Genomic DNA, 26805 nt, shown 5'->3' with positions numbered 1-26805 from the left:
ACCACCCGTGAACCGTGGCGAGCACGGACGCCGCGAACGCGAACACCACCGACACCGATCGAAGGAGATCCAGTGGGTCCGACCGTTCGACGTGGCCGATCACGGCCACTCATCGCGGGGCTCGCCGGCGCCGCACTCGTCGCCGGCGCCGTCCTCGCCTCGCCCCTCTCGCCCGCGGCCGCCGCCGAGGGCGAGATCGACCTGAGCTTCGACTTCGGCGGGCCCTCGACGCCCGTCGCCGCCGGATGGCTCGGCGTCAGCCCCGGCATCGCCTACGACGCCGCGCGCGGCTACGGGTTCACGACCGCGCCGGCGTCCAACGGCTTCCGCGACCGCGGCGGCGACGACCTCGTCAAACGCGACTTCACCATCGGCACCACGCAGGCGTTCGCCGTCGACGTGCCGAACGGCACGTACGAGGTCACCACGTGGGCGGGCGACCTCATCGCCGGCAACACGACCAGCTTCGACGTCGAGGGCACCGCGCTCGCGGGTCCGCGCACGTCGACGGGCGTCATCCACGAGCAGTACTTCCCGGCGATCGCGGTCGCCGACGGGCAGCTGAACGTGCGCGTCACCGGCGGCGACGGCCGCATCAACGGCATCCGCGTGCAGACCCCGCTCGCCGCGCCGTCCGGCCTCGCGGCGACCGCCGTCGACGCCGACGGCGACGTGTCGGTCACGCTCGGCTGGCAGCCGGTCGCGGATGCCACGGGCTACGCCGTCTACCGGTCGGCACCCGGCGGCGAGCTCGCCGTGGTCGCCCGCACCGCGGATGCCGCGACGACCGCATTCACCGACACCGCCGTGGCGCTCGGCGAGACGTACGAGTACGCCGTCGCGACCGTGAAGGGCGACCGCGTCTCGAAGCCGAGCGAGCGGATCGAGGCATCCGTCGTCGACCCGGATGTCGCGAAGCCCGCGACCCCGACCGGTATCGAGACCGCGGCCATTGAGCGCGACCGCATCACGCTCGCGTGGGACGACCCGGGCGACGCCGTGCTGTGGAAGGTGTTCCGCACGACGCGCGAGGACATCCCGTTCGAGCAGGTCGGCACCACCGCCGAGCCGACCTTCACCGACGCCGACGTGCTCACCACGCGCCCGTACCTCTACCGGCTCGTGGCGCTCAACGCGGGCGGCGAGTCCGCGGCATCCGAGACCCACGCGACCGAGGTCGCGACGACCCTCGTGCGCCAGGTCGAGTACCTCGACCGCGCGCCGGTCGCCGTGCAGCTCGACGACGGCCGGGGCGGCGGCGTGTACGTCGGGTGGCGACAGCTCGGCCTCGACCCGCGCGACCTCGCCTACACGGTCTACCGCGACGGCGAGCGCGTGAACGACGAGCCGATCACGGGCGCGACGAACCTCGTCGACCCCGACGGCACCGCCGACTCCACCTACCTCGTGACCGCGCAGCAGGGCGACCGCGAGGTGTCGGTCACCGACGAGTTCGGCGTGTGGGCCGACCAGTTCCTCGACATCCCGCTCGACAAGCCCGGCGACGACGTGCTGCCCGACGGCAAGACGGTCACGTACTGGCCCGGCGACGGCACGGTCGGCGACCTCGACGGAGACGGCGAGTACGAGCTCGTGTTCCTCTGGAACCCGTCGATCTCGAAGGACAACTCGCAGTCGGGCTACACCGGCAAGGTCTACGCCGAGGCCGTGGAGTTCGACGGCACGAGCCTGTGGCGCATCGACCTCGGCGTGAACATCCGCGCCGGCGCGCACTACACGCAGCTCGAGGTGTTCGACTTCGACGGCGACGGGCGCTCGGAGGTCGCCTTCAAGACCGCCGACGGCACGGTCGACGGCGTCGGCACCGTCATCGGCGACCCGTCGAAGGACTACCGCAACTCCAGCGGCTACATCCTCAGCGGGCCCGAGTACCTCACCGTCTTCGACGGCGAGACGGGCGCGGCGATCGACACGGTCGACTACAAGCCGGGCCGCGGCAACGTCGGCGGGTGGGGCGATGCCTACGGCAATCGGGTCGACCGGTTCCTCGCGGGCGTCGCGTACCTCGACGGCGAGCACCCGTCGCTCGTCACGAGCCGCGGCTACTACACGCGCACCGTGATCGTCGCGTGGGACCTCATCGACGGCGAGCTCGTCGAGCGCTGGACGTTCGACTCGGATATCGCGGGCGAGACCTACGAGGGCCAGGGCAACCACCAGTTCATCCCCGCCGACGTCGACCGCGACGGACTCGACGAGATCGTGTTCGGCGCGATGACGATCGACGACGACGGCACGCCGCTCTACAACACGCGCCTCGAGCACGGCGACGCGCTGCACGTCGGCGACTTCGTGCTCGACCGGGCGGGCCTCGAGGTCTACGGCGTCCACGAGCACCCGGCCGGCAACGGCGGCGTCATCGCGTCGATGCGCGACGCCGAGACGGGCGAGGTGATCTGGTCGAACTCCGGCGACAAGGACACCGGGCGCGGCGCCGCCGCCGACATCGACCCCGACCATCCCGGCGCGGAGGCGTGGAACATCGGCGGCGACTACGCCTGGAACTCGGCCGTCGGGTCGCTGAACGCGGCATCCGGCGACCTGCTCTCGACCGACATCCCGGCGGCGAACTTCGTCACCTGGTGGGACGGCGACCTCACCCGCGAGATCACCGACCACGACTACTCGACGGAGACCTCGTCGGGCGTGCCGACGATCTCGAAGTGGGACCCGGCGTCGAAGCAGGAGGTCGAGCTGCTGCGCCTCGAGGGCACGCGCACCAACAACACCACCAAGGGCAACCCGGTGGTGCAGGCCGACCTGTTCGGCGACTGGCGCGAGGAGCTCGCGGTGCGCCTCGAGGACGGCAGCGGCATCCGCATCTACACGACCACCGACCTCACGGACGCGCGCATCCCGACGCTCATGCACGACTCGCAGTACCGCGTGGGCGTCGCCGGGCAGAACTCGGCCTACAACCAGCCGCCGAACCCGTCGTACTTCATCGGGGCCGGGATGGCGGAGCCGCCGGTGCCCTCGATCGCGTACGTCGGCGCGCCCGCGCCCGACGAGTCGGCGCCGGTGATCGGCGGAATGCCCGAGGGCACGTTCGCGGACTCGAGCCCGCTGCAGCTCGCCGTCACCGCCGACGACCCCGAGAGCGGCATCCGCTCGCTCGTGGTCACCGTCGGCGGCGAGCGGGTCGCGCCCGACGCGGCGGTCGACCTCGCCGGGCTCGGGCTCGCGGGCGAGGTCGAGGTGGTCGCGACGGCGACCAACCACGCCGGACTGGTCTCGGAGGCGTCGAGCACGATCCTCGTCGTGCCCGACACCGGCGCGACCTCCGCACCCGGCCGCGGCGTGCTCTCGAACACGAGCGGCTGGGAGTACGGCCTGCACGACGGGAACTACGACGTGGTCATGAACCTGTGGTGGGGCACGCCGGGCAGCATCTTCCGCCTGTACGAGAACGGCGAACTCGTGACCACCAAGGTGCTCGGCGACACCGGAGGGCTCTCACAGACGACCGGCGTCACGTTCGAGGGCAAGCCGAACGGCACCTACGTCTACACCGGCGAGCTCATCAACGCGCTGGGCACGACGGCGACGACGTCGACGACCGTGAAGGTGACGGATGCCGCGCCCGGCACGCCCGTCGTCAGCACCGACCAGCACAAGGGCGCGAGCTCGTTCACCGCGACCGCGAACCTCTGGTGGGGCACCAACGCGACGTCGTACCGGTTCGAACTCGACGGCCGGGTCGTCGGGTCGGGCTTACTGGTCGCGGCGACGCCCGAGGCGCAGTCCGCGTCGGTGCAGTTGGCGGATGTCGCGCCCGGCGACCACACGCTCGTCGCGGTGTTCGCGAACGCGAACGGCGAGACCGCGTCGAAGCCGCTGAAGGTGACCGTGAAGTAGGAGCGGGCGGCCGGCGCACCTGCGACGGGGCCGGAGGAGTGAATCCTCCGGCCCCGTCGTGCGCGCCCTGGGGGAAAGGCGCGCCGAGGGCGGCTACTCTTCGACGCCTGGGTCGCCGCCCTCGAGTCCGCCCGCGACCGAGTCGGTCATCGGCTCGTCGTTCCCGGGTGCGCCGGGGGTCTGCTCGGTTCGCCCCGCCTGCCCGGACTCGCCGGCGCGCTCGCCGCCGGCGTCCGCCTCGGTGGATATGGCGGCCTCATCGGGGGACGGCGTGCCGCCCGTCGCGCTCGAATCGGTCACGGCTCAGGCCTCCGAGATCTCGGCGACCGTCTCGCCGGTCGCGGCGGCAGAGAGCTCGCGTGCGACATCCGCCTGGCTGATGATGCCGACGAGGTCGTGCCCGTCGATCACGGGCAGGCGGCGCACCTGGTACTGCTGCATCACTTCGAGCGCCTCGCGGATGTCGTCGTCGGCGCCGATCGTGACCGGCTTGCCCTCGGCGAGGCTGCCGGCGGTCGCGGTCGACGGGTCGCCGCCCTCGGCGAGGCACTTCACGACGATGTCGCGGTCGGTGAGCATGCCCTTGAGCCGGTCGTCGTTGCCGCAGATGGGCAGCGCGCCGACGTCGAGGTCGCGCATCATGCGGGCGGCGTCGACGAGCGTCTGGTATTCCTTCACGCAGGTCGGATCGGGGGTCATGAGGTCACGTGCCACGGTCATAGGGGTGTCCTTCCTCGGGTCTCGTTCCGGCATGCTAGGTCGGTTCGCGCGGCGCAGCACGGGGGTTGACGCAGTGCGAGGGCGTGTCCGCTCCAGCCGCCCCGAATGCGCTCCGGCCCCCCATGCGTTCAGAGCCCCTTGCGCCCTGGCGTAGAGTGAGTGTATAGTCACTCACATGCCAGGATCGACCAAGCTCTCCACCGCCGAGGCACGACGCCCGCTCGTGATCCGCGCGGCGACCAGCACGTTCGCGCGCGCCGGCTACAAGGCCACGACCGTCGCGGATGTCGCCGCCGAGGCGAAGATCTCGTCGGCCTACGTGTTCAAGCTGTTCCCCGGTAAGGAGGCGCTCTTCGTCGCCGCGCTCGAGGACTGCTACGAGCGCATCCTCGAGGCGCTCGCGGCCGGCGTCGAGCAGGCTGCCGACCGCACGCCCGACGGCGTGCTCGACGCGATGGGCGGCGCGTACGCCGAGCTCATTGCCGACCGCGACCTGCTGCTGCTGCAGGTGCATGCCCAGTCCGCGGCCGAGGTGCCCGAGATCGGCGCAGCCCTCCGCCGGGGGTACGCGCGCGTGGTCGAGTTCGCGTCATCCCGAAGCGGGGCGACGGATGCCGCGGTGCAGCGCTTCATCGCATTCGGGCAGCTGTGCCACCTCGTGGTCACCCTCGGCATCGAGGACTCCACGGAACCCTGGGCCGTGCTCCTCGGCGCGGGCCTGCGGCACCCGGCGTTCGGGGACGCCGCGCACTGAGCGCGGCGCCGGACGCCGGCATTGCGTGCCACAACAAGTGAGTGAGCAGTCACTCTCTACCGAGAATCACGAAGGGAAATCGACATGAGCCAGACCGTCACCCGAGGCGCATCGCGCCCGATGCCGGCGCCGACCCCGGGCGCCGCTGCGCAGCAGACCGCGGCACCGATCCTGCAGCCGGCCGCGGCGCCGAACCTCGCGCCGAACCCGGCACCGATCGCGGCGGCGGGGCCGTCTTCGCGCCCCTCCACCTCGGCCCGCACCGCCCCGACCAGCGGCCCCGGCCCATCCGACCGCCGGCGCTGGGCCGCCCTCGCCGTGCTCGCGCTCGCCCAATTCCTGGTCGTGCTCGACGCGTCGATCGTCAACATCGCCATCCCCGCCATCGGGGCCGACCTCGCCCTCGGCCCCGGTGCCCTGGCCTGGGTGATCACCGCGTACGTGCTGCCCTTCGGCAGCCTGCTGCTCATCGGCGGACGCCTCGCCGATCGGTTCGGACACCGCCGCCTCTTCCTCGCCGGTGTCGCGGGCTTCGTGCTCGCTTCCGCGGCGGCCGCGTTCGCGCCCGACGGCGCGGTGCTTCTCGGAGCCCGCGCGGCACAGGGCGCCGCCGCCGCGCTGCTCGCCCCGGCGGCGCTCGCGCTCGTGGCCCGCATCTTCACGACGGCGGCCGACCGTGCCAGGGCGCTCGGCATCTGGGGCGCCGTCGCCGGCATCGGCAGCGCGGTAGGCGTGCTCCTCGGTGGCGTGCTCACCGCGAGCTTCGGCTGGCCCGCCGTGTTCCTCGTGAACCTGCCGGTGGGTGCGATCGTGCTCGTCGCCGTGCCGTTCCTCGTGGCGCGCGACCGACGCGGCGCCGTCGGCCGGCTCGACCTCCCCGGTGCGGCCGCCGCCACGGGCGCTCTCGTCGCCCTCGTCGGCGCGCTGACCGCCGTCGAGCAGCTCGGGTTCGCGCACCCGCTCGTGGCCGGACTCGCGGCGGCGGCCGTCGCGCTCGGCGCCCTCTTCGTCGTGATCGAGCGCCGCGCCCCCGAGCCGCTCGTGCCCGCCTCGGTGTTCCGCAACCGCTCGGTCCTCGTCGGCAACGTCGTCATGCTCCTGCTCGGCGGTGCCATGGTCGCGCTCTTCTTCGCGCTGTCGGTCTTCCTCCAGGCGGCGATGGGCCTCGACGCGCTCGCCGCGGGACTCACCCAACTGCCGCTCGCGGGCACGCTCGTGGTCGTCGCCGGCCTCGTGCCCGCGCTCGTCGCCCGCTTCGGCGCCCGACCGGTGCTCGTCGCGGCGCTCATGGTGCTCGCGGCCGGCACGGTGTGGCTGGGCCTCGCGCCGGCGGGGGCCGACTTCGTCCGCGACATCCTCGGCCCGACGGTGCTCATCGGCGTGGGTCTCGGTGCCGCCTTCGTCACCACGACCGAGCTCGCCGTGCACGGCGTCGACGGGGGAGAGGCGGGCGTCGCGGGCGGCCTCGTCAACACGGCGCAGCAGATCGGCGGCGCGCTCGGTCTCGCGGCGCTCGGCACCCTCGCCACGCTCCGCACCGACGCCCTCGCCGAGGCCGGCCTGCCGGCGGATGCCGCGACCGCCGGCGGCCTGTCGGTCGCGTTCCTCGGCACGGCCGTGCTCGCAGTGGCCGCCGCCGTGGTGGTCGTGATCGTGCGACGTCGTAGAAGCGGGGCGGTCGCCGGCGCATAGTGTGCACTCCTGCACCCGTGGCGGGCGGATGGCACGAGCCATCCGCCCGCCACGCCCAGCCCGGCCGGGACGGCGGCGAATGGGCTCCGCGCCGCCCGGCCGGGACTCCGGTCCACGCGTGGACTCGAGTGCGTGCCGGCGCCGCGATGGCGTTCGCGTGAGCCGCGATGCGGTGCGACTCCCCGACGACCCGGCACGCACGGTGCCGAAGGCCACGGGGCGGCTCGCGGCGACGGCGGTGAACGTCGAGTCACCGAGACGAGTCGTGCGAGAACGCAGGATGAGCCGCGTCATGCCTCCCGAGCGGATGCTCTGACGCGGCTCATCCTGCGTTCCGATCGACCCGCGGCGGATGGCACCCGAACGCGCGACAGCCGCGGCCGGCGCGCAGGAGTAGCCTCCGCACATGGATAGCAGTCTCGGTCTTGCGCTGCTGCCGTTGATCGCCGTCATCGCGGCGGTGGTCGCGGCGGCGGCGGCCGGGTCGCTCGTCGTCGCGTGGCTGCAGTCGCCCGCGCCCGACGTCACCGGAGCGGTGACCGATCCCGCGGCCGCGGGGCTGCTGGCGGTCGGCTTCGTCTCGGGGACGGCCGCCGGTCGATGGCTGCCCGCCACCGTGCTCGAGTTCGCGCAGGACGGGCTCGTGGCCATCGAGGACCGGCGCGTCACGCCCGACGGGACGGAGGGGCGCCACCGCGACATCCGTCTCGTCTTCGATGCCGACCCGCTGCTCACCCGGTCGGCGGCGGAGGCCGGCGACGCAGCGACGGGCGTGGTGGCCTCCGTGTTCTCGCCGGGGCTGACCGGGGAGTCGACGATCGTGCCCCGTGGTGCGACCGTCGAGATCGACAACGTCGTGAAGCGGAACCGCGAGCTCCTCACGGTCACACGCGATCGTTTCCACGACGCGGCGGAGCGGTACCGCGAGCCACGGCCCGACGGTCGTCTTCGCACGGCCGCCATCGGCGGGATCGTCGCAGTCGGACTCGGTCTGCTCGCGGTCTTCGGCGGCGACGACTCGATCGCCTGGATCGCCGTCATCATCGGTGCACTCGTGCTCGCACTGCGGGCGGTGCTGCCGCGCTTCATCCCACTCAACGCCGCCGGCCTCCGGCTGCGCGAGCGGGCGGGTGATCTGCGCGAATCGCTCTCGAAGGCGGTGCCCGAGAGACCGGTGGCGCTCGCGCGCGGGCGCGTCCTGCCGTGGGCCGTGCTGTTCGACGACGCCGACCTCGTGAGACGGTTCGCCGACGACGCGGAGCGCTCCGATGCGCGACCCCCGTGGTACCGCAGCGCCGCCCCGTTCAACGCCGACCGTCTCGTCTCGTGCCTCGCCGTCCTCACGGCCGAACTCTCCCAGCCGATCCGGGTGGGCGGCGCGCCGCTGGCGCGCGACGACAACCGCTTCGGCGTGCCGCTCATGGACGACAACAAGGGCTTCGGCGGAGGGTACTTCTTCGGGCCAGGCGGCGACACCGGCTGGGGGATCGGCGGGGGCGGCTTCGACGGGGGCGGCTACGACGGCGGTGGCTTCGACGGCGGTGGCTTCGACGGAGGCGGGTTCGACGGCGGTGGCGCCGACGGCGGCGGCAACTAACGGCGATGTCCCGCACGGCCGATCATCGCGGCGCGACGCTCAGTCGCCCGCGTTCACGCGCACCGACGGGATCCACTGCACCTCGACGTTCGAGGGGTCGACCCCGGCGGATTCGAGCCGGTCGGCGAGGGGCGCGACATCCGGGGCCGCATCGCCGCCGGTCACGCGCACGAGGTAGGTGAGCGCCGAGACGTACTCGACCGAGACGACGTCGAGGTCGCGATCGCCGGCCCAGTCGTCGGCTGCGCGCGTGATCGCCGCCTGTTCCGAGTTCAGGGTCCGGGTCACCAACGTCGAGAGTCCGAGTGGGATGGCGACGAGCACGAGCATGCCGGCGATGGCGATGTTCGACCGCCGCCGGTTCACGGTCTTCACCCCGGGCACCGGGGTCGACCCGGCGGCCGCGAGCACGCCGCCCCAGCGCGCCACCCGGTAGATCGTCATGATCACGACGCCCGTCCCGAGGATCGCCGCCACGTTCGCGGCGAACAGCAGCAGCGAGCCGAGCGAGCTGCCCCAGTCGCCCGATTCCGCGGCGATGCCCACGACGACGAGGGGCGGCACCAGCGAGATCGCGATCGCCACGCCGGGCAGGGTATCGGAGATGTCCTTGCGCACGAGGGCGATCGAGCCGACGGCGCCGGTGGCGAGCGCGGCGAGCAGGTCGATCAGCCCCGGGGTCGCGCGCGCCGCGACCTGGGTGTTCGACTCCTCGGTGACGGGGCTCGCGACGATCGCGCCGACGAGCCAGCCGATGAGGATCGCCGCGCCGGCGCCGGCGAGCATCATGAGCACCGAGCGGGTGAGGTTGCGGCGGTCGCCGAGCACGGTCGCGAGCATCGTGCCCTGGATGGGCAGCATCATCGGCGCCACGATCATCGCGCCGATCACCGTGGCGGTCGAGTCGGCCACTACGCCGGCGGCCGCGATGACGGCCGACAACGGGAGCAGCATCCAGAAGCGCTGCAGCTTGCGCCGGCGGTGCGGCTGCTCGAAGAACACCGACTCGCGCATGTGCTCGATGGTGTTCAGCGCGTCGGACGGGGGCGGCGGATACGACGGCGGCAGCGGCTCCGACGGGGGCTCGGACGGCGACGGTGACTGCGACATGGCTCTCCTCCGGGGCCGGTCTGCCCGGACGCTCCCGGTCCCAGTGCCGAGCGTACGGCGGCCACGAGCGGATGCCGCAACACGCCCGATCGCGCCGCCATCGTGTCGTGCGAACCCGCCGTGTGATCGGCGGAGATGGGCCGTGCCCGATTCCCGTCGACCGGCGCGATCCGGAATGACGGAGCGGGCCCGCCCCCCCGAAGGGACGGGCCCGCCTCGTGCTCAGCGCGTCAGCCGGAGCCGATCGCCGTTACTGCGGGTTGACGACGCTGACCGTCATCGTGCCGCCGGTCGTCTGCGTCTTCACCGTGACCGTCACGCCGTGGCCGGCGACCATGACGCCGCCGAGCGGGTTGGTCGAGCTGAAGTACGCGTCCTCGACCTTGTCCGAGAACGTCGCGGTCTGCGTCTCGGAACCGTCGGAGCCGACGGCCTCCTTGGTCACGACCGTCTGGTTCTTGCCCTTGCCGCTCAGGACCTCCTTGTGCAGCACGGTCCGGTCGATCGTCTGCAGCCCGAAGGTCGCGTCGAACGGCTGACGGCGGTTGCTCGGGCCGGTGCCGTCGTCGTAGGTGAACTTCACCGGGTCGGCGTCCACCGGGAGCGCGAGGCCGTGGCCCTGGTGCTCGATGGTGTTGTTGTCGCCGTACGCCTCGTCGACCGCCCAGACCAGCATGCCGTCCTGGAACTTGAAGTGCTCGACGTGGTCGGGCGCCGTGTACGCCTTGTCGAACTGGTACGGACCCGTCTCGAGGGTCGCGTCGTAGTCGACGTAGGTGCGGTTCTCGACGAGGTAGTAGCGGTCGCCCTCGCTCGTCTCGGTGCCGGTGCTGACCTTGAAGCCGCCGGCCGCGGTCCAGCCGTTGTCGCCCTGCTCGACGTCGTCGCTGAACAGCGTGGTGCCGCCGTTCTTGATCGTGATGTCGTCGAGGAACGCGCCGGCGTAGTGCACGCCGCCGTCGGTCTGGTAGCGGAAGCGGAACTCGGTGTTCGCGCCGCCCGGGATGCTGAAGCGGACCGTCGACCACTTGCCGTTCGTCGAGCCGTCGATCGGCGAGCCGATCTGCTTCCAGTCGGTCGTGCCGACCGGGCGGTACTCGGCGTAGAGGTAGTCGTAGCCGGCCTCGATGTCGTACCACGCCTTGGCCGTGACCGTCGCCGAGCGGATGCCGCTGAGGTCGACCGTGCGGGTGAGCGTCGAGTTGAGGTCGTCGGCGCTGCCGGTCCACCACGCATGGGTTCCGGAGGCGGGCGTCGTGTACTCCGACGTGATGCCCTGGTCGGGCACGTCGACGACGAGCGCCTGCTCCTGGCCGTCGACCTGGCGGGCCGCCGGGCTCAGCGTGTAGTCGCCGGACTGGCCGGGGTTCACGACGGCGTAGTCGAGCCAGCCGAGCTGGAGCTTCTCCCACGGGCCCATGTAGTTGGGCTTCGTGCCGATGTCGACGGTGCCGTCGCCGAGCCACGAGCCGCTGGACATGAGCGTCCAGAAGGCGGTCGAGTTCTCGCCGCCCGCGGTGTCGTAGAAGTCGGGCAGGCCGAGGTCGTGCGCGTACTCGTGCGCGAACACGCCTAGGCCGCCGTTCTCCGCCTCGACGGTGTAGTCGCCGATCCAGTAGCCGGTGTCGCCGATCTGGGCGCCGCCGAACTTCACCTGCGTGCCGCCGACGGTCGGGCCGGTCTGGCCGTAGTCCGTCGCGTTCACGTACCAGCGGTGCGACCAGATGGCGTCCTCGCCCTGGGCACCGCCGCCGGCGTCCTCGCCTTCGCCGGCGTGCACGGCCTGGAAGTGGTCGAGGTAGCCGTCGGGCTCGTCGAAGTTGCCGTCGGCGTCGTAGTCGTAGCGGTCCCAGACGTCGAACTGCGCGAGCTCGGCCTTGATGTCGGCATCGGTCATGCCGTTGGCCTTCTGCTCGTCGTACCAGGCGTTGCCCGAGTCCTCGATGAACTGCCATGCGCCGCCGTAGTCCTCGACGCTGTTGTCGCCGTACGTCGACTCGTTGTTCGGCACCTGCACCCAGTCGCTGACCTCGCCGGCGACGGTGTAGTTGCCCGACGACTGCTTCGTGTAGAAGTCGGCGAACGAGGGAGCCGGGCCGAAGAACAGGTCGTCGTAGTAGGCCGAGTCGAAGTTGGGCCGCCAGTGCGTGCTGTTGTTGTCGGAACCGGGCTCGGGGATCTGGTTGTGCAGCGGGCCCGGGTCGGTGCCGAGCTTGCCGCTGCCCTGGTCGCCGAACTCGGAGAGGATCGTGAACAGGCGCCCGGTGCCGGTGACCGCGGCCTCGTAGTACTTGTCCTCGGCGAGATGGACCACGCCGTCCTCGTTCGGCGCGGCCTGGCCGGACAGGATGAGCTCCTGCGCCGCCTTGCGGCGCTCGTTCTGCCGCTCCGTGAGAGGGCCGGGGCGGTTGTCGGGGCGGGCTGCTGCGGCTCCTGCCGAGCCGGTGTTCAGGTCGTTCGCGGGTGCCGCGATCGCGGTCTGGCCGAAGGCGGCCCCCGCGATCATGGTCGCGCTCGCTGCAGCCACAGCGAGCACTCCGCGCGTGCGTCGGTTCACGTGCTCTCCTTCAAGGGAATCGCCCGGGATCACCGGGCAAGGTGAAGGGACGCTAACACGCACCCCCGATCGGGGGGAAGCGTTTCAAGGGTCTTGACTTAACCTCAGGATTGCGGCACGAGGCGGCGCGGTCAGGCGGCGCCCGCCGCCCGCGGGCGCCCGCTCAGGCGGCCGCGCGCTGCGCGTCGACGATCTCCCGCAGCGCGTCGACGAGCGGCGTGGTCGGCCGGCCGATGAGGCGCGAGAGCGTGCCATCCGATCCGGCCAGGTCACCTCGCGCGATGCCCTCGTCGATCGCCGCGACGAATCCGGCCGTGCCCTCGTCGAGGCCCGCGGCGATGAGCGACGCGACTCGCTCCGACGGCGACTGCGCCACGAACTCCACGTCGCGTTCGAGCACCTCGGATGCCGCGGCGGCGAGTTCCGCGAAGGTCCACGGCTCGTCGCCGCCGAGCTCGTACACGTTCCCGACGTGGCCGTCCTCGAGCAGCACGACCGCGGCCGCCTCGGCGTAGTCGCGCCGCGGCGCGGACGCGACGCGGCCCGTGCCGGTCGCCGCGGCGATAACGCCCGTGCTCGCCGCGATCGCGACATCCTGCTCGTAGTTCTCGGTGTACCAGTTGTTGCGCAGGAGTACCGCGGGAACGCCGACCTCGGCGATCGCCTGCTCGGTGCCGCGGTGCTCCGGCATGAGGACGTGCTCGCTCGTGTCGGCCTTCGGCCCGCTCGTGTAGGCGAGCTTCGCGACGCCGGCGGCCTTCGCGGCCTCGATCACCGCGCGGTGCTGCGGCACGCGGTTCCCGAAGTCGGTGCCCGAGACGAGCAGCATCGAGTCGACGCCCGCGACCGCGGGCGCGATGGTCTCGGGGCGCGTGTAGTCGAGTTCGACGACGCGGATGCCTCGGCGCGCGACATCCGCGAGCTTCGTCGTGTCGCGCGCGCCCGCCACGAGGTCGGCGGGGCTCGCGCCCCGGGTGAGCAGGGCGTCGATCACGAGGCGGCCGAGTCGGCCCGAGGCGGCGGTGACGAGGATGGTCATGGGGGAAGTCCCTTCGATCGGTTCACCGAGGCCAACCGAGGGGATGGCGCTCACCTTCCCTTTCGTGGGTACCCACTTTTCGGTAAGTTACCCACGTGACGGTAAGTCTTGCGCAGATCCGGGAACGCTCCGGCGATGTCTTCCTCGACGGGTGTCCGACGCGCGTGGTGCTCGACCACATCATGAGCAAGTGGGGGGTGCTGGTGCTCCTCGCGCTCACCGACGGCACGCTCCGCTGGGGCGAGCTGCGCCGCGAGGTCGAGGGCATCAGCGAGAAGATGCTCGCCTCCACGCTCCGCACCCTCGAAACCGACGGGCTCGTCGTGCGCACCTCGTACCCCGAGGTCCCGCCGCGCGTCGAGTACGCGCTCACCGACCTCGGCCGCGAGCTCATGGACCGCATGCTGCCGCTCGTCGAGTGGGTCGCCGCGCACGCCGGCGCGATCGTCGCCCCGCGCTGAACGACCCGACCCGCCCGCGTCGGCGGGGCGTGCGAGAATCGCCGCGTGGGCTACACCGAACGGGCCCGCGCCCGATACGCCGGAGGCCGCCCCGACGCGGAGACGCGCGAGATCCAGCGCCGCTTCATGCGCCGCATCGAGCGGGGGCTGGCCCCGTTCGCGGTCGTGCTCGAGACGCGCGGGCGCACGACGGGCCGGCCCCGGCGCGTGCCGCTCGCGATCGTCCGGCGCCGCGGCATCCGGTACCTCGTCTCGATGCTGGGCCAGGACGTCGGGTGGGTGCGCAACGTGCGCGCCGCCGGAGGCCGCGCCGCGCTCATCCGACGGCACCGCGAGGAGGTCGTGCTGAGCGAGGTCCCGGTCGCCGAACGGCCGCCCATCCTGCGGCGGTACCTGCTCGTGGCGTTCGGGGCGCGACCGCACATGGCGGTGCGCTGGAGTTCGCCGCGGCAGGAGTTCGAGCGGGTCGCGGGCGACTACCCGGTGTTCCGCGTCGACCCGGCGACGGGCCCGGGAATCAGTCCTCCGCCACCGGCCCGATCGTGAGGAACGGCGTCGTGCTGTCGCACGCGGGCACCCGGTCGCCCGTGGTCACCTCGACCGCGGTGAAGCTGTGCGGCGGGTACACCAGGTAGGCGGAGCCGTAGACGACCGGGCAGTCGACGAGCGGGCCGCCACCGGGATCGATGTTGACCGCCTTCAACTGCGCGACGACCTCGCCGCCCGGCTGGAGCGTGAGCGTCGGCGGGTCCTCGTCGCCCTGCCGCTCGGCGGCCTCGCCGAGCTGCACGCCCGAATCGTCGACCACCGACACCCCCGGCGCGCCGCGGAGCTCGCAGGCGTCGCTGCCGGTGTTGGTGAAGACGAGGTCGGAGTAGGTCGACCCCGCCGCACCGCCGTCGGCATCCACGAACGTGACCCGCAGGGCGTCATCCGCGCACTGGCCGGCGGGAGCGTTGGGGTCGACCTGGCCCGACGCCGTCGGCGTGGGCGAGGTGCTCGCGCTCTGCGTGGGCGAGGGCGTCGGGCTCGGGCTGACAGGGGCGTTGCCCCCACCGGCGCAGCCGGTGAGGACGAGCGCGAGTGCGATCGTCGTCGACGCGCCACCGACGTGACGGCCCCCCATGCGCCGCACGATACGCCGTCGGCGATGCGGCGGCAAGGGTCCGGTTCAGCCGACGGCGCGCTGCACCAGCTCGGTGAGTCGCTCCTCGACCGTCGACGTCCAGGAGCGCACCGCGAACGCCGTCGGCCACATGTCGCCGTCGTCGAGGTTCGCGCGATCCTCGAACCCGATCGTCGCGTAGCGGGCCTTGAACTTCGAGGCGGGCTGCATGAACACGACGACCTTCCCGTCGCCGTTCGCGAACGCCGGCATGCCGTAGTAGGTCCGCGGCATGAGCTCGGGCGCGACCGCTGACACGACGCGCACGAACCCCTCGGCCAACTCCTTGTCGTCGGCCGGCAGCGGGTCGATCGCCTCGCGCACCGCCTGCTCGCCCGCGGCCCGGTTTTTGCCGGCCTTCGCCTGCTCCCGCAGTTCCTTCGCGCGCTGCTTGACGGCGTCGCGCTCTTCCTTGGTCAGCCCGTCGGTCTTCTCGGCCATCTTCGGTCTCCTCGTGGTCGGGTCGTGCGATCGGGCGGCCGTCCGCCCGGTCGATCGATGCTGCTCGTCACGCTACGCGCGTCGCCCGACGCTCGCTTCTCGATTCCTGATCGAACGGCGCGGCGGATCCGCTCGTGCGTGCGCCATGCTGGAGCCATGGGTTCGCCCGACCAGCCACCCGAGCACCCGACGGACGCGCTCGCCGCGCTCGCGGAGCTCGCCCGCGACGCGCTCGCCGCGGCATCCGCCCCTCGCGTGCTGATCGGCATCACGGGCAGCCCGGGCGCCGGCAAGTCCACGCTCGCCCAGGCGCTGGTCGCCGAGCTGAACCGAGCGGATGGCGCGGCCGAGGCCGGCCCGATCGCCGTGCACCTGCCGATGGACGGATTCCACCTCGCCAACGCGACGCTCGACCGGCTCGGCCTGCGCGACCGCAAGGGTGCGATCGAGACGTTCGACGGATGGGGGTTCGCGGCGCTGCTCGACCGCGTCGTCGCCGAGACCGACCACGCCGTGTACGCGCCGGGCTTCGAGCGCTCGGTCGACGAGCCCGTCGCGGCCGAGATCGCGATCGACCCCGCGGCGGCCATCGTGGTCGTGGAGGGGAACTACCTGCTCGTCGACGCCCCGCCGTGGAGCCGCGTGGGCGACCTGCTCGACGAGGCGTGGTTCGTCCAGGCGAGCGAGGACGAGCGCGTGCGCCGGCTCGTCGAGCGGCACGCCGCGTTCGGGCGCACGCCCGAGGCGGCGCTCGCGTGGGCGCTCGAGGTCGACGGCGCGAACGCGCGCATCATCGAGCCGACCGTCGCCCGTGCCGACCTCGTCGTCTCGGGCGCGACGTGGCGCGTCGAGGTCGGCGCCTGAGCGCCATCCGCGCCCCCGCCCCGCCCCGCCCCCTGCCCCGCCGTGCTGCCCATCCGCGCCCCCGCCCTCTCGCTCCTCCTCCCGCGCCTCCGTCCCACGTTCAGTTCTGCGGATATACGATCCGACACCCCGGTCGGCGCGCCTGAATCACAGCGCGCCGGATCGTATATCCGCAGGAATGGGCATCGGGGCGGGTGCCGCGAGGCCCGCCCCCCGGACGCGGGGGACTCCGAGCCTTGCCCCGGCGCGAGCGGAGTCGTAACGTCGCGCGCAGCAGCATCCGTCGCCGAGGATCGGAGCCCAGATGGCCGCGACCGCACTGCCGCCGAGCGGCGACCCGCACGGCGCGCCGGGAGCCGGCGCGAGCCCTGGCGCCGGCGCGGCCGCCGCCGGGAAGACGTGCGACGCACGCGGCATGATCGAGATCCACCGCATGTACCGGGCGTCGTTCGGTGAGGGTCCCGCACTCGTGCGCGGCGTCGCCGAGGGGGATGCCGCGCACGCCGACCTCGTGGGCGACCACCTCTCGATGCTCGCGGTGAGCCTGCACGCGCACCACGAGTTCGAGGACGAGCACCTGTGGGACACGCTCGAGGAGCGCGCACCCGCGTGCGCCGGTCACGTCGACCGCATGAAGGAGCAGCACGCCGTGATGCTCGTGCACCTGCGGGCGCTCGACGCGGCGCTGCCCGCGTGGCGGGCGAGCGGTCGGGCGACGGATGCCACGGCGGTGCTCGCCGCACTCGACGGCGTCAACGCGGCGCTCGCCGTGCACCTGCCCGACGAGGAGGCCAACATCGTGCCGGTCATCGAGGCCGTGATCACGCAGAAGGAGGCCGACGCGGCATCCGTGCACGGTCGCCGGGCGACCCCCAAGGGCAAGACCTGGGACCAGCTCGGCGCGATCCTCGCGGCGCAGCCCGACGGCGGCGACGAGTGGCTGCGGTTCCATCTGCCCGCGCCCGTGCGCGGCGTGTGGCGGCTCGTCGGTCGGCGCAGATATCTCGCGAATCGTGCGGCGCTGACCGGCACGGAGTGAGCACGAGGCGAGCACGGCGGAGAGGAGGTCCGCGATGGACTACGACGTGCAGATCAGGCAGGTGCCGCGGCGGGAGGTCGCGGTGGTGCGCACGCGCACCACGTTCGCGGAGATCCCCGCGTTCATGGGCTCGGCGTTCGGCCGCGTGGCCGAGGTGCTCGGGCCGCGGGGGCTGCTCGGCGACGGCCCTGCGGTGGGCTGGTACACCGAGATGGACCCGGCCGGCGGGCGGTTGACCGTCGCCGCGGGCTTCGTCGTGCCGACCGCGATCGAGGCGGCCGGCGACGTCGTGCCCGATGCGCTGCCGGGCGGCGAGGTCGCGACGACCGTGCACGTCGGCCCGTACGCGAAGGTCTCCGAAGCCTACGACGCGATCGCCGCGTCGATGGCGCTCCACGGCCGCGAGCTCGACGAGTCCACGATGTGGGAGGAGTACTGGAGCCCGCCCGGCACGCCCGACGAGCAGACGAAGACCGTCGTGTTCTGCCCGCTGAAGCCCGCAGCCTGATCACCCGTTCCGCGGCGCCCGCCCGGTGACGACCGTCGTTGCGGGTGCGGAGGGCGATGCACCCGCGACGACCGTCCGGACGGGAGATCGGATGGGACGGCGGCGTCGGGGGTGCGTGCGAGCATGGACGGCATGCCCGCCGAACCGCTGCCGCCGTCAGGCGCGGGTGATTGGCGGAGTGCGCTCGCCGCGCTGGGAGCCGCGAGCGGGGCGGGTGCAACATCCGGGGCTGCGCTCGAGGGCCGAGCGGATGGCGCGGCGCGCGCCGACGACGCACCCCCGCGCCCGCTCGGGCTGCAGTTCGAGCTGCGACGCCGCGTGCCGCGTCGCGCCGGCGAGTGGCAGGGCCCGCGCGACGAGCCGGCGCGGCGAGCGGTCGCGGTCGACCGGCTCGCGGTGCGACCGGTCACGCAGGGTGCGCGCGGCGCGTGGATCAAGGGCGGGCTCACGTGGCAGAACATCGCCTACCAGGCGTCGGCCGCTGGCGTCGCCCCGGCGCAGGCGCGCTGGTTCGCGCAGTTCGCGATGCTCAAGGGCAGCGGGCCGTCTGTGCACCTGTACGGGTCGGAGTGGATCACGATCGACGACTTCGAGAGCCCGCTGCTGTGGGCGCTGCTCGACGAGGCGGGCCGGCTCGGGGTCACGCTCGTGGGGTCGGATGCGACGCCAGACGTGCGGCTGCGAGGTGGCGCGGCGATCGCGCTCGACGCCGCCCGGCTCGACGGCGGTTACGGCGGTGACGGCGGGCTCGTGCTCACGCCGACGCTCGCGCTCGTCGCCGACGCCCGCGGCGACGACGACGTGCACCCGCTCGCGCACGTGCGCCCGGTCGCCGACCACGGCGTGTACCGCTTCGACTTCGACGCCGGACTCGTCGAGCTCGCGCCGGTCGCCGGCCGACGGCTGACGCCCGCCGAGCTGGCCCTGCTCGCGGCCCCCGAGCCGGTGCGCGTGCCTCCGCGCGAGGTGCCCGAGTTCCTCGCGTCGCACGTGCACGCGCTCGGCCGGTCGGTCGCGGTGACGAGCCGCGACGGCAGCTTCGCTCCGCCGCCGATGCCGGCCGCGACGCTCGTGCTCGACGCGCGCTTCGAGCCCGGCGACGTGCTGCGCCTCGCCTGGCGGTGGGAGCACGCCGACGGGCGCACGAGCGAGGTCTCGACCGCCGACGCCGCCGACGACCCCGAACTCGACGACGACCTGCTCGCACGCGTGGCCGACGAGCTCGGCTGGGTGCCCATCGAGGCGATCGTGCTGCGCGGCGTCGACGCGGCCGAGTTCGCAGCCGAGCGGATGCCGCGGCTCGAGGCGCTCGCCGCGCCCGGGTCGTTCCGCATCGAGGTGCGCGGCGATCGACCCGACTACCGCGAGGCGACGGCCCGCCCCGAGGTGCGCGTCACCACGGTCGAGACCGACCGGCCCGACTGGTTCGACCTCGGCGTCGTCATCACCGTCGGCGGCAGGACCGTGCCGTTCATGCGGCTGTTCCGCGCGCTCGCGAAGGGCCAGAAGCGGATGCTGCTCGTCGACAAGTCCTACCTCTCGCTGACGCAGCCCGTGTTCGCCGAGCTGCGCGCGCTCATCGAGGAGGCGGGCGACCTCGCGGAGTGGGAGACCGGGCGGCTGCCGGTCCATCGCAGCCGAACGAGCCTGTGGTCCGACTTCGAGGACCTCGCGGATGTCGCTGAGCCCGCCGTCGCCTGGCGCGCGACCGTCGCGGCCCTCGAGGACGGACAGGTCGACGAGCTGCCCCCGCCCGACGGGCTCGCGCTGCCCCTGCGGCCGTACCAGCTCGCCGGGTTCCGCTGGCTCGCCTACCTCTGGGCGAATCGGCTCGGCGGCGTGCTCGCCGACGACATGGGACTCGGCAAGACGGTGCAGTGCCTCGCGCTCATCGCGCACGCGGTCGCCTCGGGTGGTCGCGGCACGCCGTTCCTCGTCGTCGCGCCCACCTCGGTCGCGTCGAACTGGGTGCGCGAGGCGGCGCGATTCACGCCCGGACTGCACGTGGCCGCCGTCACGGGCACCGAGGCGACGCAGCGACGCCGTCTCGCCGACGTCGCCGGCGAAGCCGACGTCGTCGTCACGACCTACGCCGTGCTGCGCCTCGACGCCGACGCGTTCGCCGAGCTCGAGTGGGCCGGTCTCATCCTCGACGAGGCGCAGTTCGTGAAGAACGCGGCGACCCGCGTGCACGATGCGGCCCGCGCCATCCGCGCCCCGTTCCGCCTCGCGGTCACCGGCACGCCGCTCGAGAATCACGTCGGCGAGCTGTGGGCGATCCTGCGGATCGTCGCGCCGGGGCTGTTCCCGTCGCGGCGCGCGTTCGACGAACGGTACCGGCGACCCATCGAGGAGGATCGCAACGCCGAGCGGCTCGAGCGGCTGCGCCGACGCATCCGCCCGCTCGTGCTGCGGCGCACGAAGGAGGCGGTCGCGCCAGAACTGCCGCCCAAGCAGGAGCAGGTGCTCGAGGTCGAGCTCGCGCCCGAGCACCGGCACCTGTACGACCTCGTGCTGCAGCGCGAGCGGCAGAAGCTCCTCGGGCTCGTCGACGACCTCGACCGGCAGCGGTTCATCGTCTACCGCTCGCTGACGCTGTTGCGCATGCTCGCGCTCGACGCGACGCTGATCGACGCCGAGCGCCACGCCGGCATCCCGTCGGCCAAGCTCGACGCGCTGTTCGAGCAGCTCGACGACGTGCTCGCCGAGGGCCACCGGGCGCTGGTGTTCAGCCAGTTCACGTCGTTCCTCGCCCGCGTCGCGAGCCGGCTGGGTGCCGCGGGCGTGCCGCACGCGTACCTCGATGGGTCGACGCCCCGGGGCCGCCGCGACGAGGAGGTCGCGCGCTTCCGCGCGGGCGAGGCATCCGTCTTCTGCATCAGCCTCAAGGCGGGCGGGTTCGGCCTGAACCTCACCGAGGCCGACTACGTGTTCCTGCTCGACCCGTGGTGGAACCCCGCGAGCGAGGCGCAGGCGATCGACCGCGCGCACCGCATCGGGCAGGACAAGCAGGTCATGGTGTACCGGCTCGTCGCGACGGGCACGATCGAGGAGAAGGTCATGGCGCTGAAGGCGCGCAAGGGCGAGCTCGCGGCGTCGGTGCTCGGGAGCACCGCCGACGTCGGCGACGGGCCGGGCGCGCGTGCCGTCGGCGACGTCGGGTTCGTCGCCGGTGACGGGCTCGCCGAGGCGTCGATCACCGCCGCCGACCTGCGCGGGCTGCTCGAGGGGTGAGCGGGTCGCCGCGAGAGCGGCCGCGTCGCGACGCGGACATCGCCGTCGCGATGCGCGGGCGTGATCGGTAGCCTCGGACGGTGGCCGCCCTTCCCGCCCCCGCTCGCGCCCGCGTCCGGCTCGTCGAGCCGGGCGACGCCGAACGCCTCGCAGACCTGCGGGTGCGCGACCGTGAGTTCCTCGCACCGTGGGATCCGGTGCGACCCGACGCCTTCTTCACGACCGCCGGCCAGCTCGACCTGATCGAAGCGGGGCGGCGGCTCCACGATGCGGGCGACATGCTGCCGCTCGTGGTGCTCGACGACGAGGGCGTCGTGGTCGGCCAGATGAACCTCAGCGGCATCGTGCGCGGCCCGTTCCAGTCCGGCAACCTCGGCTACTGGGTCGCATCGACGGTGAACGGTCGCGGGTTCGCGAGCTCCGCGGTCGGTGCGACGCTCGCGCTCGCGTTCGGCGAGCTCGGGCTGCACCGCGTGCAGGCGGCGACGCTGCCGCACAACGCCGCATCGCAGCGGGTGCTCGCGAAGAACGGCTTCGAGCGGATCGGCTTCGCGCCGAGGTACCTTCGCATCGCCGGACGCTGGCAGGACCACGTGCTGTTCCAGCGGCTCTCCGACGACTGAACCCGGGCTGGTGGTGCCGTCGGCGCCCCGCCGGGTGTGGAATGGAGGGCGGAGGTCGACGATGATCACGCACGAGGTCGAGAACCAGGCAGCGGCGCGAGTGGGCGTCGACGAGTTCGCCGCGAACGCGTCGCTCGTCGAGGCGGTCGCCCGGTGGGGGAGCGGGGTCGGCGACGGCACGGATGGCGCGGCGCCCGTGCTGCACGAGGTCGGCCGGCTCGTGGGGTCGGCGTCGTTCCAGCGGGATGCCGAGCTCGCGAACATCCGGACGCCGGAGTTGCGCACGCACGACCGGTGGGGCCACCGCATCGACGAGGTCGAGTACGACGACGCGTACCACCGCGTCATCCGCTCGGCCGTCGCGCGCGGCGCGCACACGTCGGCCTGGGCGTCGCGCCGACCGGGGGCGAACGTCGACCGCGCCGCGACGTTCCTGCTGTTCGCGCAGGTCGAGCCGGGCCATGCGTGCCCGGTGTCGATGACGCACGCGGCCGTGCCCGTGATCGAGCAGGCTGCATCAGGACTGTGTGACGACTGGATGCCGCGGCTGCTCAGCACCGAGTACGACCCGCGTCTCGTGGGCGGGCCGGCGAAAGCCTCGGCGCTCGTCGGCATGGCCATGACCGAGAAGCAGGGCGGATCCGACGTGCGCGCCAACACGACGCGCGCCGAGCCGACGGGGGAGGACGGCGCGTGGGGCCGCCGGTACCGGCTGACCGGCCACAAGTGGTTCTGCAGCGCCCCCATGAGCGATGCGTTCCTCGTGCTCGCGCAGGCGCCCGGCGGGCTGTCGTGCTTCTTCGTGCCGCGCGTGCTGCCGGACGGCTCGCGCAACGTGTTCCGCATCCAGCGCCTGAAGGACAAGCTCGGCAACCGCTCGAACGCGTCGAGCGAGGTCGAGTTCGACGGCACCGACGGATGGCTCGTGGGGGAGGAGGGTCGCGGCGTCGTGACGATCGTGCAGATGGTCACGCGCACGCGCCTCGACTGCGTGCTCGGCACCGCGGCCGGCATGCGGCAGGCGGTCGCGGAGGCCGCGTGGCACGTGCGGCACCGTCGCGCGTTCGGTGCGCTGCTCGTCGACCAGCCGGCGATGGCGGCGGTCATCGCCGACCTCGCGCTCGAGTCGGAGGCGGCGACGGTCACGGCGATGCGGCTCGCGCGGGCGTACGACGACGACGCCTCCGATGCCGAGGTCGCGTTCCGCCGGCTCGCGACCGCTGTCGCGAAGTACTGGGTCTGCAAGCGCGGCCCCGGGCACGCCGCCGAGGCGCTCGAGTGCCTCGGCGGCAACGGCTACACCGAGGGCTTCCCGCTCGCGCGGCGCTACCGCGAGCAGCCGCTGCTCGCGATCTGGGAAGGTTCGGGCAACGTCATCGCGCTCGACGTGCTGCGCGTGCTCGGCCGAGAGCCCGACGCGTTCGATGCGTTCTTCGCCGTGGTCAGTGAGGCGTCGGGCGCCGATGCGGCCTTCGACCTCGAGCTGGCCGAGGCGCAGGCGGTCGTCGTCGAGCTCGCCCGAGCGGATGCTGCGACCGCGGCCCTGCGCGCCCGCGAGCTCGCCGAGCGCCTCGCGCTCGTGCTGCAGGCCTCACTCCTCGTGCAGCACGCCCCGCCGTCGGTCGCCGACGCCTTCGCGCGCACGCGCCTCGAGGGCGGCGGCGGTTCGATGTACGGCGCGCTCCCGGTGGGCGTCGACCTCGCCGCCATCCTCGCGCGCGCCTGAGCGGGGCGGGAGAATGGGGGCGTGAAGGATCGTGGGAACTGGCTCGTCGTCGCGCAGTTCGTGCTGCTCGCGCTCCTCGTCGTGCTGCCGTTCGCCTGGCCGCTGGACACGCTGTGGGCCGGTCAGCAGGCGACGGTGCTCGCGGTGCTGCTGATCATCCTCGGGTTCGTGCTGGCCGGGGCCGGCGCGATCGCGCTCGGGCGCGACCTCGTGGTGCAGGTCACGCCGCGCGAGGGCGCGCCGCTGCGCACGAGCGGCGCCTACCGCCTCACGCGGAACCCGATCTACGTCGGGCTGCTCGTCGCGGCGGCCGGCTGGGTGGTCTGGCACGCCCGGGTCGACGTCATCGTCGTGTGGGTGCTGCTCGCGATCGTGCTCGTCGCGAAGGCCCGGGTCGAGGAGCACCGCCTGGTCGCCCGCTACGGCGACGAGTACCGCGAGTACGCCGAGCGCACGCCGTTGCTGCTCTGGCGCCGCGGCATCCGCTAGCTGCACTCGGGCACGGTGCCCTGCCTGCGCCGAGCCGCGCCTCGCTTCGCCCGCCGGCCGCTCGAATCAGCCGCCGCTCGGTGCCGACGCCTGCAGCGGCCCGGCCGCGAGCAGCTGCTCGATGGCGCGCAGCGGGATGGGCGCCCAGTCGGGGCGGTTGCGGGTCTCGTAGATCGCCTCGTACACGGCCTTGTCGAGCTCGAACGCGGCGAGCAGATCGCGGTACTTCCCGAGATCGGTGCCCGAGGCCTCGACATATCCGTCGATGAACGCCTGCCGCGCCGAGGCGGCCCACGCACGCGCCTCGGTCGCGCGTTCGGGGTGGACGAGTTCGGTCGCGCCCGCGACGTAGTCGAACGAGCGGAGCATGCCCGCGACATCCCGCACCGGCAGGTCGGGCCGTCGGCGCTCGGACATCGGCCGCATCGGCTCGCCCTCGAAGTCGAGCAGCAGCCAGCCGCGCCCGGGCGAGAGGATCACCTGCCCGAGATGGAGGTCGCCGTGGATGCGCTGCAGCTGCGGCCACGCGCCGGCCCGGGCGCGCGCGTAGTACGCCTCGATCTCGGCGCGGTGCGCCTCGAGCTGCGGCACCTCGGCGACCGCGATCGTCAGGCGCCGCTGCCACGCCGCGTCGATCGCCGCGATGAGCGCGTCGGACGCCGTCTCGCGCGGGAAGGCCGCGCCGAGCGAGCGGTGCACCTCGGCGACCGCGGCGCCGAGCGCGTGCGCCTCGGCGGTGAAGTCCTGCCCGCCCGCCGCCGCCAGCAGCGCGACGCGCCACGCGTCCTCGACGCCGGGCAGGAACTCCTGCGCGAACGCGAGGTGCCCGCGCGCCCGGCCGTCGGCGCGCCCGATGTCGTCCCACTCGCCGATCACGTCGCCGACGCTCGGTGGCACGTGCGGCGAACCGGATGCCGCGAGCGCCGTCGCGAGCGTCACATCCGGGTTCTCACCGTGATGCAGCTGGCGGAACACCTTGCAGATCACGGGCGCGGCCCCCTCGGGCCGGAAGATGATCGACGTGTTCGACTGCTCGCCGCCCAGCACCGTCGCGGGCGCGTGCGGCGTCGGCCGCGCGGCATCCGGCGCCCCGGAGTAGTGGCCGGCCGCCGTGGCGCCGGCAGCCACGGCGCGACCCTCGTGCACGATGAGGTCGAGCAGTGCGTCGGTGAACGCGGCGTCGTGCGGCCCGTCGTAGAGGTGCGTGCCGTCCTCGAGGATGCCGATGAGGTGGGCGGATGCCTCCGGCACGGCCGCCGGCCGCTCGACCACGGGCACCTGGTACAGCACGGGCGGCCGGGTCGCGTCATCCATCACCAGCAGCGACCGCACGCGCACGCCGGACTCGCTCGACGGGAGTTCCCACGCGCCGATGCGGCGCACGAGCGGGGCGTGACCCTTGCCGCCGTACCACCGCTGCGCCGGCATCCACTCGGCGATGGCGGCGACGGCGGGGTCCATGGTTGAAACGGTAGAGGCGGCGACCCCCGAAGTCGAGGAACGACGCGGCTCGTGACGCTCCGCGACCCTTGTGCTCGCGCCGGGGCGCCGGCTCAGGCGAGCCCGTCGATCCCGCGGTCGCGGCGGCGCGTGCGCGGCTCGTCGAGGCCGATGTGCACGCGCGTGCGCTTGCGCTCGATCACGATGAAGAGGCTGCCGATCAGCCACAGCGGCACCTGCGTGAGGAACGCCAGTCGGAACGCCTCGAGCGTGTAGGTGTCGGGCGTGCCGGCGCCCTGCGCGTCCATCGCGATGCCGATCAGGAGGATCGCGAGGAGCGCCGCGAGGAACCCGCCGACGTTCGTGATGCCCGTCGCCGTGCTCAGGCGGTGGCTCGGGTTGAACGTGCGCGCGTGGTCGAACCCGATCATCGAGCCCGGCCCGCCGGTGCTCATCGCGAACGCGAGCACGAACAGCAGCCAGAGCGGTGCCGGGCCCGGCCACAAGATGACCGCGAGCCACGCCGCCGCCTGGATGCCGATGACCGGCAGCACGAGCAGCCGCGAACGGCGCTGCGGATGGCGGCTCGAGAGCGCGCCGATGACCGGCCCCACGAGGAGGCCGAACACCACGTACACCGTGAAGAGCAGCGACGCCATCGCGGGCGTGAGCCCCTCGCCGACGGTGAGGAACGGGAAGCCCCAGAGCAGCACGAACGCGGTGCCCGAGAACGGCGTCGTGAAGTGCGACCAGAACGCCAGCCGCGTGCCCGGGTGCGCCCACGACTCGCGGAACCCCTGCCGCAGGTCGGCCGACGACCGTACGACGTGCATCGCGCCGGTCCTCGTGTCGACCGACACGTCGGCTGTGCGCCCCGGCGGGCGGTTGCGGATCACGGCGAACGTGAGCACGGTGAACAGCGCCCCGAGGCCCGCGAGCGATCCGAACGCGACCGTCCAGCTCGTCGCGTGCAGCAGCGCCGCGAGCGGCAGCACCGCGATGATCTGGCCCGACTGGCCGACGAGTCCCGTCAGCTGCACCATGAAGGGCGCCTGCCGCTCGGGGAACCACACCGCGATCACGCGCAGCACGCTCGGGAACACGGCGGCGTCGCCCGCGCCGAGCAGCATGCGCGCGCCGATCGCCCACGCGACATCCGGGGCGAACGCCAGCGCGAGCTGACCCACCGCCATGAGCGCCATGCCCGCGGCGATGATCGGCCGCGCCCCGAACCGGTCGAGGAGCAGGCCCACGGGGATCTGCATCGCGCCGTACACCGCGAGCTGGATCACCGCGAACATCGAGAGCGTCGACGCATCCGCGTCGAACCGCACGGCCGCGTCGACCCCCACCGCCGACAGCGACGACCGGTTCGTGACCGAGAGCACGTACGCCGCGACCCCCACGCTCCACAGCAGCCACAGCCGCCAGGTCGGGGCGAGGGGGAGGGGGGCCGGGGTCGTCACG

22 protein-coding genes are annotated in these 26805 nt (G+C 73.1%); 13 read left to right on the top strand and 9 right to left on the bottom strand.

Features of this window, described 5'->3' with window-relative positions; all coding sequences use genetic code 11:
• Positions 1-72 precede the first annotated feature (72 nt).
• On the top strand, positions 73-3879 hold the full coding sequence (locus JOD46_RS16875; protein ID WP_307835082.1) for a rhamnogalacturonan lyase family protein: 3807 nt from the start codon (positions 73-75) through the stop codon (positions 3877-3879).
• Positions 3880-3972: 93 nt separating this feature from the next.
• Here JOD46_RS16875 and JOD46_RS16870 read toward each other — a convergent pair whose 3' ends face one another.
• Positions 3973-4179 (bottom strand): hypothetical protein, encoded by a 207-nt coding sequence (locus JOD46_RS16870; protein ID WP_204395618.1) that lies wholly within the window; start codon positions 4177-4179, stop codon positions 3973-3975.
• 3 nt (positions 4180-4182) lie between these two features.
• Positions 4183-4599: a CBS domain-containing protein gene (locus JOD46_RS16865; protein ID WP_204395617.1), complete on the bottom strand. Its 417-nt coding sequence runs from the start codon at positions 4597-4599 to the stop codon at positions 4183-4185.
• Between the two features lie 175 nt (positions 4600-4774).
• Here JOD46_RS16865 and JOD46_RS16860 point away from each other — a divergent pair, with 175 nt between their 5' ends.
• From JOD46_RS16860 to JOD46_RS16850, 3 genes are all read left to right on the top strand, one after another.
• On the top strand, positions 4775-5353 hold the full coding sequence (locus JOD46_RS16860) for a TetR/AcrR family transcriptional regulator (protein WP_204395616.1): 579 nt from the start codon (positions 4775-4777) through the stop codon (positions 5351-5353).
• A gap of 84 nt (positions 5354-5437) precedes the next feature.
• Entirely contained in the window at positions 5438-7045 is a 1608-nt protein-coding gene (locus tag JOD46_RS16855) for an MFS transporter (RefSeq protein WP_239562848.1), read from the top strand.
• A 406-nt stretch (positions 7046-7451) separates the two neighbouring features.
• Positions 7452-8642: a hypothetical protein gene (locus JOD46_RS16850; RefSeq protein ID WP_204395615.1), complete on the top strand. Its 1191-nt coding sequence runs from the start codon at positions 7452-7454 to the stop codon at positions 8640-8642.
• A 39-nt stretch (positions 8643-8681) separates the two neighbouring features.
• On the opposite strand, the gene JOD46_RS16845 is transcribed toward JOD46_RS16850, so the two are convergent.
• From JOD46_RS16845 to JOD46_RS16835, 3 genes are all read right to left on the bottom strand, one after another.
• Entirely contained in the window at positions 8682-9752 is a 1071-nt protein-coding gene (locus tag JOD46_RS16845; protein WP_204395614.1) for a DUF389 domain-containing protein, read from the bottom strand.
• A gap of 250 nt (positions 9753-10002) precedes the next feature.
• The gene (locus JOD46_RS16840) at positions 10003-12309 is read right to left on the bottom strand and encodes an immune inhibitor A domain-containing protein (protein WP_307835081.1); all 2307 of its coding nucleotides are present in this window, start codon (positions 12307-12309) and stop codon (positions 10003-10005) included.
• Between the two features lie 163 nt (positions 12310-12472).
• Positions 12473-13348, bottom strand: coding sequence for an SDR family oxidoreductase (locus JOD46_RS16835; protein ID WP_204395613.1), 876 nt, complete (start codon positions 13346-13348; stop codon positions 12473-12475).
• Positions 13349-13443: 95 nt separating this feature from the next.
• Here JOD46_RS16835 and JOD46_RS16830 point away from each other — a divergent pair, with 95 nt between their 5' ends.
• Positions 13444-13809 (top strand): winged helix-turn-helix transcriptional regulator, encoded by a 366-nt coding sequence (locus tag JOD46_RS16830; protein ID WP_204395612.1) that lies wholly within the window; start codon positions 13444-13446, stop codon positions 13807-13809.
• A gap of 45 nt (positions 13810-13854) precedes the next feature.
• Positions 13855-14355, top strand: coding sequence for a nitroreductase/quinone reductase family protein (locus tag JOD46_RS16825; RefSeq protein WP_204395611.1), 501 nt, complete (start codon positions 13855-13857; stop codon positions 14353-14355).
• Here JOD46_RS16825 and JOD46_RS16820 read toward each other — a convergent pair.
• Both JOD46_RS16820 and JOD46_RS16815 read right to left on the bottom strand, forming a co-directional pair.
• Positions 14327-14935, bottom strand: coding sequence for a DUF4232 domain-containing protein (locus tag JOD46_RS16820; RefSeq protein ID WP_204395610.1), 609 nt, complete (start codon positions 14933-14935; stop codon positions 14327-14329). The genes JOD46_RS16825 and JOD46_RS16820 overlap by 29 nt on opposite strands.
• A gap of 45 nt (positions 14936-14980) precedes the next feature.
• Positions 14981-15415 (bottom strand): iron chaperone, encoded by a 435-nt coding sequence (locus tag JOD46_RS16815; RefSeq protein ID WP_204395609.1) that lies wholly within the window; start codon positions 15413-15415, stop codon positions 14981-14983.
• 156 nt (positions 15416-15571) lie between these two features.
• Between JOD46_RS16815 and JOD46_RS16810 the strand changes: the two genes are divergently transcribed.
• The 7 genes from JOD46_RS16810 (at position 15572) to JOD46_RS16780 (ending at position 23898) form a co-directional block, all read left to right on the top strand.
• Positions 15572-16279, top strand: a complete 708-nt coding sequence (locus JOD46_RS16810) for a nucleoside/nucleotide kinase family protein (protein ID WP_204395608.1) — start codon at positions 15572-15574, stop codon at positions 16277-16279.
• A gap of 304 nt (positions 16280-16583) precedes the next feature.
• Complete coding sequence (locus tag JOD46_RS16805) at positions 16584-17318, top strand: hemerythrin domain-containing protein (protein ID WP_204395607.1); 735 nt, start codon at positions 16584-16586, stop codon at positions 17316-17318.
• Between the two features lie 34 nt (positions 17319-17352).
• Positions 17353-17826: a GyrI-like domain-containing protein gene (locus JOD46_RS16800; protein ID WP_204395606.1), complete on the top strand. Its 474-nt coding sequence runs from the start codon at positions 17353-17355 to the stop codon at positions 17824-17826.
• Positions 17827-17958: 132 nt separating this feature from the next.
• The gene (locus tag JOD46_RS16795) at positions 17959-21060 is read left to right on the top strand and encodes a DEAD/DEAH box helicase (RefSeq protein WP_204395605.1); all 3102 of its coding nucleotides are present in this window, start codon (positions 17959-17961) and stop codon (positions 21058-21060) included.
• An 80-nt stretch (positions 21061-21140) separates the two neighbouring features.
• On the top strand, positions 21141-21683 hold the full coding sequence (locus tag JOD46_RS16790; protein ID WP_204395604.1) for a GNAT family N-acetyltransferase: 543 nt from the start codon (positions 21141-21143) through the stop codon (positions 21681-21683).
• A 61-nt stretch (positions 21684-21744) separates the two neighbouring features.
• Positions 21745-23409 carry an acyl-CoA dehydrogenase family protein gene (locus JOD46_RS16785; protein ID WP_204395603.1) on the top strand — a complete coding sequence of 555 codons (1665 nt, stop codon included), beginning with the start codon at positions 21745-21747 and terminating at the stop codon, positions 23407-23409.
• Between the two features lie 21 nt (positions 23410-23430).
• A complete protein-coding gene (locus JOD46_RS16780) occupies positions 23431-23898 on the top strand; it encodes a methyltransferase family protein (protein WP_204395602.1) in 468 nt (155 codons plus the stop codon).
• A gap of 66 nt (positions 23899-23964) precedes the next feature.
• Here JOD46_RS16780 and JOD46_RS16775 read toward each other — a convergent pair whose 3' ends face one another.
• Both JOD46_RS16775 and JOD46_RS16770 read right to left on the bottom strand, forming a co-directional pair.
• Positions 23965-25359 (bottom strand): maltokinase N-terminal cap-like domain-containing protein, encoded by a 1395-nt coding sequence (locus tag JOD46_RS16775; protein WP_204395601.1) that lies wholly within the window; start codon positions 25357-25359, stop codon positions 23965-23967.
• Between the two features lie 92 nt (positions 25360-25451).
• Positions 25452-26804, bottom strand: a complete 1353-nt coding sequence (locus JOD46_RS16770) for an MFS transporter (protein ID WP_307835080.1) — start codon at positions 26802-26804, stop codon at positions 25452-25454.
• Position 26805 lies beyond the last annotated feature (1 nt).

It is taken from the genome of Agromyces aurantiacus (genome assembly GCF_016907355.1).
Lineage (GTDB): Bacteria > Actinomycetota > Actinomycetes > Actinomycetales > Microbacteriaceae > Agromyces > Agromyces aurantiacus.
Note: the sequence above shows the minus strand (reverse complement) of the source record. Positions and strands in the feature narration are given on the sequence as shown.